The 10,267-nt window shown below is 60.1% G+C and carries 8 protein-coding genes; 1 reads left to right on the top strand and 7 read right to left on the bottom strand.

What is annotated here, in order from left to right; all coding sequences use genetic code 11:
- Positions 1-55: 55 nt before the first annotated feature.
- From EJA70_RS11675 to EJA70_RS11665, 3 genes are read right to left on the bottom strand one after another with little or no spacing between them, the layout of a single operon-like run.
- The gene (locus EJA70_RS11675) at positions 56-3,109 is read right to left on the bottom strand and encodes an efflux RND transporter permease subunit (RefSeq protein WP_158830847.1); all 3,054 of its coding nucleotides are present in this window, start codon (positions 3,107-3,109) and stop codon (positions 56-58) included.
- Complete coding sequence (locus EJA70_RS11670) at positions 3,106-4,170, bottom strand: efflux RND transporter periplasmic adaptor subunit (RefSeq protein WP_008083593.1); 1,065 nt, start codon at positions 4,168-4,170, stop codon at positions 3,106-3,108. The genes EJA70_RS11675 and EJA70_RS11670 overlap by 4 nt, the downstream gene beginning before the upstream one ends.
- On the bottom strand, positions 4,167-5,270 hold the full coding sequence (locus tag EJA70_RS11665; RefSeq protein ID WP_158830846.1) for an efflux RND transporter periplasmic adaptor subunit: 1,104 nt from the start codon (positions 5,268-5,270) through the stop codon (positions 4,167-4,169). Before EJA70_RS11665 ends, EJA70_RS11670 begins: the two co-directional genes overlap by 4 nt.
- A 200-nt stretch (positions 5,271-5,470) precedes the next feature.
- Between EJA70_RS11665 and EJA70_RS11660 the strand changes: the two genes are divergently transcribed.
- A complete protein-coding gene (locus EJA70_RS11660; RefSeq protein WP_158830845.1) occupies positions 5,471-6,631 on the top strand; it encodes an AAA family ATPase in 1,161 nt (386 codons plus the stop codon).
- Between the two features lie 233 nt (positions 6,632-6,864).
- On the opposite strand, the gene EJA70_RS11655 is transcribed toward EJA70_RS11660, so the two are convergent.
- The 4 genes from EJA70_RS11655 to EJA70_RS11640 are packed head-to-tail and all read right to left on the bottom strand — an operon-like array spanning position 6,865 to position 9,827.
- A complete protein-coding gene (locus EJA70_RS11655) occupies positions 6,865-7,746 on the bottom strand; it encodes a transporter substrate-binding domain-containing protein (RefSeq protein WP_158830844.1) in 882 nt (293 codons plus the stop codon).
- Positions 7,743-8,525: an amino acid ABC transporter ATP-binding protein gene (locus tag EJA70_RS11650; RefSeq protein WP_158830843.1), complete on the bottom strand. Its 783-nt coding sequence runs from the start codon at positions 8,523-8,525 to the stop codon at positions 7,743-7,745. The genes EJA70_RS11655 and EJA70_RS11650 overlap by 4 nt, the downstream gene beginning before the upstream one ends.
- Entirely contained in the window at positions 8,522-9,181 is a 660-nt protein-coding gene (locus EJA70_RS11645) for an amino acid ABC transporter permease (RefSeq protein WP_008083583.1), read from the bottom strand. The genes EJA70_RS11650 and EJA70_RS11645 overlap by 4 nt, the downstream gene beginning before the upstream one ends.
- A complete protein-coding gene (locus EJA70_RS11640; protein ID WP_008083580.1) occupies positions 9,162-9,827 on the bottom strand; it encodes an amino acid ABC transporter permease in 666 nt (221 codons plus the stop codon). The genes EJA70_RS11645 and EJA70_RS11640 overlap by 20 nt, the downstream gene beginning before the upstream one ends.
- Positions 9,828-10,267 lie beyond the last annotated feature (440 nt).

The following is a 10,267-nucleotide window of genomic DNA, read 5'->3' as shown; positions in this document are numbered from 1 at the left end:
CCTACATATCACCCCATGTAGGAGCTGCCGCAGGCTGCGATCTTTTGCTTTTGCCTTAGGCCGCGTCTTTTTTCGGTTCGCGAATCTTGTACCAGGCCACATACAGCGCCGGCAGGAACAGCAGCGTCAGCAGCGTCGCCACCACAATCCCGCCGATCATCGCGTAGGCCATCGGTCCCCAGAACACTTCACGGGCAATCGGGATCATGCCCATGCTCGCCGCCGCAGCGGTCAGCAGAATCGGCCGGCGGCGGTGCTCGGTCGCTTCCACCACCGCGTCCCACGGTTCATAACCCTTCTTCTCGTACTCATCGATCTGCGTCACCAGAATCACCGAGTTACGGATGATGATGCCGATCAGCGCCAGAATCCCCAGAATCGCCACGAAGCCCATCGGCGTGCCCGTCGGCACCAGCGCCAGCACCACGCCGATCAGCCCTAGCGGCGCGACACTCGCGACGAGGAACATCTTCTGCACGCTGTGCAACTGGATCATCAGGAAGGTCGCCATCAGAAACAGCATCAACGGCAGCACCTTGGCAATCGGCCCCTGGGCCTTGCCGCTTTCCTCGACCGTACCGCCGGTGGCGACTTTGTAACCGACCGGCAGCTTGGCGGCGAAGGCATCAATCGACGGTTTGAGGACTTTCACCAGGTCGGTCGGCTGGATTTCGTCACGCACCGAGGCCTTGATGGTGATGGTCGGCAACCGGTCGCGACGCCACACCAGCGGCTGCTCCAGTTCATAGCGCACGGTGGCGAATGCCAATAGCGGAATCGACGTGCCGCTCGGCGTGACGATCTGCAGATTCTGCAGGGTTTCCGGTGTACCGCGTTCGGAATCCACCGCGCGCCCGACCACGTTGATCAGGTAGATATCGTCATCGACCTGAGTCAACGGCGAGCCACTGACGATGCTGTTCATCAGGTTGGCGACGTCTTCGGACGACAACCCGAGCTGGCGCGCCTTGTCCTGTGCAATATCGATGCGCAGGACTTTGCCCGGCTCGTTCCAGTCGTAAATGATCTCGCCGATGTGCGAGTTCTTGTCCAGTTCGGTGGCGAGGTCGATGGCGTGCTTGCGCACCTGATCAATGTCCTTGCCGCTGACCCGGTACTGGATCGGACGCCCCACCGGCGGGCCCATTTCCAGCGCCTGAACGTAACTGCCGATGCCGACAAACTCCTTGTGCAGGCGCTCGCGCAGGCGTTGGCTCAAGGCCTCGCGGGCTTCGAAGTCCTTACTGACGATGACCAGTTGCGCGTAGTAAGGGTTTTGCAATTGCTGGTCGAGGGGCAGGTAGAAACGGATCGCGCCCTGACCGATGTAAGTGCTCCAGCGCACGATGTCCGGGTCACCCTTGAGGGTTTCTTCAAGCTTGTCGACAGCCTTGCGGGTCTCATCGATCGAGGCGTTTTGTGGCAGGTTAAGGTCGACCAGGATTTCCGGGCGGTCGGAAGATGGAAAGAACTGATTCTGTACAAAACGCATGCAGAAAATCGACAGCGCAAACAGCAGCACGGTAAAGCCGATTGCCCACCAGCGGTTGCGCATGGCCCACAGCAAACCGCCATTGAACGCACGCCCGACACGCCCCGGCTCGGCGGAATGGGGTTTCACGTTGGCACTGAGGATGTGCACACCAATCACCGGCGCAAAGAACACTGCCACCACCCACGACACGAGCATCGCCACAGCGATCACCGCAAACAGCGTGTAGGTGTACTCGCCGGCCGAGCTGGCGTTGAGGCCGATCGGCACAAAACCGGCGACGGTCACCAGCGTACCGGTGAGCATCGGGAACGCCGTCGAGGTGTAGGCGAACGTTGCCGCCTGCTCTTTGGTCTCGCCCATTTCCAGGCGCGTGACCATCATCTCCACGGTAATCATCGCGTCGTCCACCAGCAGACCGAGGGCGATGATCAACGCGCCGAGGGAAATCCGCTGCATGGTGATGCCACTGTATTCCATGTACACAAACACCATGGCCAGCACCAACGGGATCGAGCACGCCACCACCAGTCCGGCGCGCACGCCGAGGCTTATAAAGCTCACCACCAGCACGATGATCACTGCTTCGAACAGTGCGCTGGTAAAGCCGCCAACAGCTTCTTCGACCACCACTGCCTGGTCGGAAACGGTGTGCACGCCAACGCCAACCGGTAAATCGGCAGTGAGTTGGTCGATGCGTTCGTGCAGGGCTTTACCGAACGCCTGCACGTTGCCGCCCTTCTGCATGGCAATGGCCAGGCCGATCGCCGGCTTGCCGTCGAAGCGGAACTCCGGAGTCGCCGGGTCGACGTAACCACGACTGATCTCAGCAATGTCGGCCAGACGATAAAAACGATCATTAAGCTTGAGATTGACCTCGGCGAGGTCCTTCTCCGAGGCGAACTGCCCCGAGGTGCGCACGGAAATCCGCTCGGGGCCGGCCTCGATCACCCCGGCCGGGGTCACGGCGTTCTGCGATTGCAGGCTCTGCACCACCTGACGCTGATCGATGCCCAGCGCGGCGAGTTTGCGCGTGGAGAAGTTCAGGTAGATCACTTCGTCCTGCTGGCCGACCATTTCGATCTTGCCCAGCCCCGGCACGTTGCGGATCTCGGCTCGCGCCTGCTCCACATAGTCGCGCAGCTGGCGCATGGTCAGTCCGTCGGCGGTAAACGCATATACGGAACCGAAGACATCGCCGAACTCGTCGTTGAACCCCGGCCCCTGAATACCCTGAGGAAACTGCCCGCGAATGTCGTCAATCTTCTTGCGCACCTGGTACCAGATTTCCGGAATGTCCTTGGCGCTGGTGGTGTCGCGCAGGTACACGTACACCGTCGATTCGCCGGGGCGCGTGTAGCTTTTCACGTAGTCGAGGGAGTCGAGCTCTTCGAGTTTTTTCTCGATGCGATCGGTGACCTGCTTGAGGGTTTCTTCCTGGGTCGCGCCCGGCCATTTGGTCTGGATGACCATGGTCTTGATGGTGAACGAGGGGTCTTCTTCGCGTCCGAGGTTGAAGTACGAGAACACCCCCATGAGCAATCCGACGAACATCAGATACCAGACGAAAGACTGATGCTTGAGGGCCCATTCGGAGAGGTTGAAAGAGCCTTTCATTGACTGTCCTCGTCAAGTTTCACGGATTGTCCGGGTTTGAGACTATTGACGCCGGCGCTGACCACACGCTCGCCGTTCTTCACCCCGCCGGCCAGCACCACGGTGCTGTCGGTGCGGCTGATGACGCTGACGTCGCGAGGGCTGACGGTTTTGTTTTGTGTGTCGATCACCCAGATGCGCGGCTTGCCGTCGACCTCCTGCAGCGCCGTGGCGGGCAATTCGATACGCGGTTTGATTGCCGAACTGAGGGTCACGCTGATCGCCGTGCCGAGACGGAAACCGTCCGGCGTATCCGCCAGGGTCAGCCGCGCGCGACGGGTGCGCGTGGCGCTCTGGGCCTGCGGTTCGATCTCGCGAATGACGGCGGTGGTGTTGATGCTCGGATCAAGTTGCGCCGCCACCGAAAACACCACGTCGCTGGGGATCTGATCAACCAGGGTGTCGGGCAGATCGATCACCGCTTCCTTGATGTCCGGTTGCGCCAGCGTCACCACTTGCTGGCCGGCGGTGACCACCTGCCCGGCCTCGGCATTCCATGCAGTGACCACGGCTTTATGGTCGGAACGCAGTTCGGTGTAGCCGAGTTGATCCTTGCTCTGATTGACCGCAGCGCGAGCCTGATCAAGTGAAGCCTGAGTGGTTTTCAGATCGGTATTGGCGACGTCCAGTTGCGCCTGCGCGCCAACACCGCGATCGAACAGCGCCTGCTGGCGACGAGCGTTAGCCTGAGCGTTGATCAATTGCGCCTGGATTTTCGCCAGATCGCCCTGAGCCGAGCGCAACTGGTTCTGCTGATCCGACGGGTCGAGGGTGGCGAGCAACGTGCCCTTCTCGACCTCGGCACCGACATCGACATTACGGCTGGCGATACGGCCACCGACGCGGAATCCGGTGTTGCTTTCGTATCGGGCCTGAATGCTGCCGGCAAAGCGCCCGAGGCTTTCTTCGCTCAACGCTTCGACCGTCACCGACAACACCGGGCGAACCGGCTCGGGCGGCGGTTCTTTCTTCGAGCAGGCCGCCAGCAACACCGCCATGGGCAACAGCCAAAGACGCTTCATGGCTGGGCTCCCGGTTGCAGATCCTTGTAGGTGTTTTCGGCGATCTCGACTTTCATCCCCGGGTGCAACAACTGCCCGCCGGCGACGATGACTTTCTCGCCGCCCTTGAGGCCTTCGCTGATGATGACTTTGCCGGTCAGGTAACGGCCGACCGTGACCGTGTGCAATTGCGCTTCGCCGTTGTCGTCGACCATCCACACTGCGGGGTCGCTGATGTTTTTGGTCAGTGCCGACCACGGCAACTCGACGGCTGATTTGCCGGTGCCCTTGGCGGTGGCGCTGACCACCGAACCGAGCTGCATGCCCGGCGGCAGTTTGTCGAGGGTGACTTTGACTTGCACGGTGCCCGATTGCGCGGATACCGCCGGGGTGACTTCACGCACGGTGCCAGTCGTTTTGATCTCGGGATTGTCGAGCAGGCTGACGGTGATCTTGTTATCCGTGGGGCGCTCGGCAAGCAGCGACTCATAGACGTTGAACACCGCGTCGCGGTCGCCATCACGGGCCAGACTGAAAATCGGCGCGGTGGCCTGCACCACTTGGCCAACTTCGGCCTGGCGCTCGGTGATCACGCCCGGCGCATCGGCGATCAGCGCGGTGTAGCTGAGTTGATCCTTGGCATTGGCCAGTTGCGCCTGCGCCGCGCTCAAGGCGCTCTGGCTGCTGCGCAAGGCGGCTTGCGCGGAATCGTATTCGCTCTGGCTGGTGTAGCCCTTGGGCAAAAGTTTTTGCTGACGGACGAACGCCGCTGCGCTCTGCTTCACTCGCGCCTGTTCGGCGACCACTTGGGCTTGAGCGGAATCGACGTTGGTCTGCAAGTCCTTGGGGTCGAGCTTGGCGAGTACCTGTTTGGCCGTGACCCGGTCGCCGACGTCGACCATGCGCTGGATGATCTTGCCGCCAACACGGAAGGACAATTCAGTTTGCACGCGTGCTTGCACATCACCGGTCAAGGTCACTGAAGCTGCGTAATCTGTAGGTTTGACTTCCTGTACGAAGACCCTCGGCAAGTATTCCTCAGGGGCTTTTTTCTCGCCGCAGGCGGTCAGCACGGTGAACAGACTCAGCATGACCGCTGTTTTCAATCCGGGACTCGCCATGCAGACTCCTTCCTTTGTACGAACGTGCAAGTGACGATACGACTGTGAGCTTAGAACAGGGTTCCGCCTTCGCCTGCGCGATCACAACATTTCCCTGTAGGAGCTGCCGCAGGCTGCAATCTTTATGATGTTGTTTGCAAAGATCAGAAGATCGCAGCTTGCGGCAGCTCCTACAATGGGCGTCCAGGAGAAGGATATTCATGCTCAAGACTCTGGCAGTGGCCAATTACCGCTCGATCAATAAATTGGTGATTCCACTCGGCCGGTTGAACCTGATCACCGGCCCCAACGGCAGCGGCAAGTCCAACCTGTACCGGGCGTTGCGCCTGTTGGCGGAAACCGCGCAGGGCGGTGTGGTCAATGCGCTGGCGCGTGAGGGTGGCCTGGATTCGACGTTCTGGGCCGGGCCGCAAACCCTCAGCCGGCGCATGCGCAACGGTGAAGTGGCGATCGAGCCGACCGTGCGTCAAGGCGTGAAGCGCCTGCGCCTGGGCTTTGCCGGCGAGGACTTCAGTTACTCGATCGCCCTGGGTTTGCCCGAACCGAGCCGCTCGTTTTTTTCCCTCGACCCGGAAGTCAAACGCGAATGCATCTGGGCCGGGCCTGTGTATCGCCCGGCCAGCCTGCTGGTGGATCGCAATGGCCCGATGATCCGGGCCCGTGAAGACCGCAGCTGGGACGTGCTGGCGCAGCACACGCCGAACTTCGACAGCCTGTTCGACCAGGTCGGCAGCCTGCGCAGCTCGCCGGAGGTGTTCCAGATGCGCGAATTCATCCGCCGCTGGCGCTTTTATGATCACTTTCGCAGCGATGCCGACGCACCGGTGCGCCAACCGCAACTGGGTACGCGCACGCCGGTGCTGCATCACGATGGCCGCGATCTGGCGGCGGCGTTGCAGACCATCATCGAGATCGGCGATACCGAGGCTTTGCAGAGCGCCATCAGCGACGCGTTCCCCGGCGCACGGCTGCGGATCGAGCCGTTGGCGGGAGGACGCTTTGCCATCGAGTTTTATCAGGAAGGATTGTTGCGGCCATTGTCGGCGGCAGAGTTGTCGGACGGGACGTTGCGCTATTTGCTGTTGGTCGCGGCATTGCTGACGCCACGACCGCCATCGCTGATGGTGTTGAACGAACCGGAAACCAGTCTGCACCCGGATCTGCTGCCGGCACTGGCGCGATTGATTATCCGTGCCTCGGAGCAGTGTCAGGTGTGGGTGGTATCGCATGCACGGCGGTTGATTTCGGCGTTGCAGGAGAATCCGGAGTGCAATTGCATTGTGCTGGAGAAGACGTTGGGGGAGACCGGGATTGTCGGGCAGAAAGTGCTGGAGACGCCGGCGTGGTATTGGCCGGACTGAGTGCTTCGGTCAAAAGCCCCTCACCCTAGCCCTCTCCCTAGCCCTCTCCCGTGGGGAGAGGGGACTGACCGAGTTGAATATTCAAGGTGCGCCGACCTGATCTTGCTGTGTTGAATCCATAATCGACTCGGTTTTTCAGGTCGATGTATGACGCAGGACACCTCGGTCGGCTCCCTCTCCCTCGGGAGAGGGCTGGGGTGAGGGGCAGGCCTCACCACCGACCCAACAGGCAATCACCCCTGCCACTTGCCACCCTCGACAATCACGCTCTCAGGCTTGGTGTCATCGCTCAGTTCTTTACGCACATATTGGTCATACAGCTTGAGCAGGTATTTCTCCTCACCCAGCTTGGTCAACTCGGTATTCACCCAGTCACGCAATTCGATATTGCCCTTCTTCACCGCCGGCGCGATCGGTGCCTCGGCGCCGAGCTTGTCATCCAGCACGCGATAGCCCGGGTTCTGCTTGGCCCAGCTGAACAGCACCAGATTGTCTTGCGCGTAGGCATCGCCACGGCCATTGGCCAGGGCTTGCAGCGACTCGGAGTTCTTTTCGAACTTGAGCAGTTTCCAGTCCGGGTGGTTCTTGGTCAGCCAGATATCGGCCGTGGTGCCAGTGGTGACGATGGTGGTGCGGGTCGCCAGGTCATCAAGGTTTTTCACCGAGCTGCTCTGCGGCACCAGCGCCTGCACTGCAACCTTGAGGTTCGGGTTGGTGAATTCCACCGCTTCCTTGCGCTCCGGCGTCACGGTCATGTTGGCGAGGATCAGGTCGACCTTGTCGCTCTGCAGAAACGGAATGCGGCTCGCCGGTTCGACGGCAACGAACTCGACCTTGTTTTCATCGCCGAGCAGGTCCTTGGCGAAACGCCGGCCGATGTCGCTATCAAAGCCGACGTAACGCCCGGCCTCATCGACAAAACCAAACGGCGGCTTGTCGGTAAAAACGCCGACGATCAGTTTGTCGCGAGCCTTGATCTTGTCCAGATAGCTGGCCGGCGCAGTGCTTTCGCTGGCGACTTTGGGCTTTGGCGGCTCTTCGGACTTATTGCAACCGGCCAGCAGCGCGAGGCCGAGCAGTGGCAGTAAAAACAGGCTTGATTTGGCAGTTTTCATAACAGTTCCAGTTCCTTTGTCGGATTCGTTTTTGGCAGTGTTGCAACGAAGGAGAACTTCTCCAGAAACTGCTGCGCGCGTGCGGTTTGCGGGTTCGTAAAGAAAATCTCGGGTGGGGTCTGTTCGAGGATGCGCCCGGCATCCATGAACACGATGCGGTCAGCCACCGCGCGGGCGAAGGCCATTTCGTGGGTGACGATCAGCAGGGTCATGCCCTCTCGGGCCAAGCCCTGAATGACCTGCAAAACTTCCTTGACCATCTCCGGGTCGAGGGCGGCGGTGACTTCATCGAAGAGCATCACCCGTGGGTTCATGCACAGCGAACGGACGATGGCGATACGTTGCTGCTGACCACCGGAGAGCTGACGCGGGAAGGCGTCGCGCTTGTCCAGAAGTCCCACGCGCTCAAGCAACGCCTCGGCTTGCTGCTGCGCTTCGCGGCGCTGACGCTTTTGCACTTTCAGCGGGCCGAGCAGCAAATTGTCGAGCACGCTCATGTGCGGGAACAGGTGATAGCTTTGGAAAACCATGCCGATCTGCTGGCGGATCTCGCGCCAGTCGGTGGCCTTGTCCAGCAGTTCGCGGCCGACAAATTTCAGGCTGCCGCTGTGCGCCTCTTCCAGACCATTGAGGCAACGCAGCAAGGTACTTTTGCCGCAACCGCTGGGGCCGAGGATGACGATCACTTCACCGCTCTGCACCTGCAGATCAATGCCGTTGAGCACTTGCTGCTCGCCATAGAATTTGTTGAAACCGTGAAACTCGATCAATGCGCTCATGCTTGCGTCCAGCGCCGCTCCAGCACGCGCGAAGCGGCCGACAGCGGGTAGCAGATGAAAAAGAAAAACAGAAACAGCGCGCCGTAGATCAGCACCGATTCGTAGGTGCGTTCGATGATCTGCTGGCCGACCTTGATCACGTCCACCACACCGATCAACACCGCCAGCGAACTGGTCTTGATGATCCGCGTATAGACGTTGATGGTCGGCGGCGTCATGCGCTTCAGTGCTTGCGGCAGCAACACGTAGCCATAGAGTTGCGCGGCGTTCAGACCAATCGACAGCCCCGCTTCACGCTGCCCGCGCGGCAACGAATGCAGCGCACCGCGCGCCACTTCGCCGACCTCGCTGGCGCCCCACAGCGACAGCACCAGCACCGCGCACCAGAAACTCGGAATGCTCAGGCCGAAGAAAATCGGCAAGCCGAAGAACAACAGGTACAACCAGACCAGCACCGGAATCGCCCGGAACAGCTCCAGATACACCCGCAGAATCGCGTTCAACCACGTCACGTTCAACGTGCGCAATACACCGTAGAGCACGCCGCCGATGGTGCTGATGGCGATGCTCAGAAACGAGATCGACAAGGTTTGCCCGGCGCCTTTGGCCAGTTGCGGCAACGACACCCAGAGCAGTTCAAGACCCGAACTGGCCATGCTGGAGCCTCCTTTCCAGACGGCTGAGCAACAGCGACAGCGGCAAGAACAACAGCACGCAGATCAGTGTCAGCACGGCGAGCATTTCGTAGGTTTTGTAGTAGAGCGCGATGTAGCTTTTGGTGGTGTAGAGAATTTCCGGCACTGCCACCGCCGAGACCACGGTGGTTTCCTTGAGCAGAAAAATGAAATTGGCGAACAACGACGGCAGGCTGAGGATCCCCGCTTGCGGCAGGATCACGTAGCGCAGCAACTGACCGTGGGACAGGCCGATCGAACGCCCGGACTCCAGTTGCGCCTGCGGCACCGCATCGACGCCGGCCCGCAGCACTTCGGTGAGGTAGGCGCCGCCGAGGAAGGTCATGGTGATGATCGCAGCGGTGAAACCGGACACCTGGATTCCCACTGCCGGCAAGGCGAAGTAGACGAAGAACAACTGGATCAACAGCGGCGTGTTACGCGCCAGCTCTACGTACAGGCCGACCAGTTTTTGCAGGTACGGCGTGCGGAACACCAGAATCGTCGCGTTGAGCAGCGCCACCAGCAATGAGGTGCCAATGGCGATAAAACCCACCTGCAGCGTCACGCCCACGGCTTTGAGAAACGCCGGCAGGGTGCTGAGGATAAAAGCGTAATCGAAGGTCATGAAACGTCCTGGACGCCGCTCGGTAAGCGACGGTGGTGCAGTCCGTGGACAGCGGATGGCTGTCCGGCAAGCACCGACTTTATAGGTATAAAAACAAGAATTTAAATACCGTTAAAGCATATTGATATCACCCAAAAAACTATCCTGTGGATTTGCCGGGAAGAAAGAAGAAGGCTATTTTCCCTAGCGCTGTAGGAAGGATCTTTTTTTCATAAAAGCCCTCCAAGGACGAACAGCTTTTGGCCAGACTCCCCGGCCGAACCCATTACAAGGAAGACAACATGGACGTAAAAGTGCCGCAGCGACTGGATCCGCAGGAGATTGTGAAATTGTTGGTGGCGTTGCGCCGGGCGTTGAAGGCTGGTGTGGCCTGAGCAATAAAGATCAAAAGATCGCAGCCTTCGGCAGCTCCTACAGGTGTTCATTTCCCTGTAGGAGCT

The sequence above is a fragment of the Pseudomonas sp. PB103 genome, assembly GCF_009764635.1.
Classification (GTDB): Bacteria; Pseudomonadota; Gammaproteobacteria; order Pseudomonadales; family Pseudomonadaceae; genus Aquipseudomonas.
The sequence above is the reverse complement of the archived record's forward strand: the minus strand, read 5'-3'. Positions and strand labels throughout refer to the sequence as shown.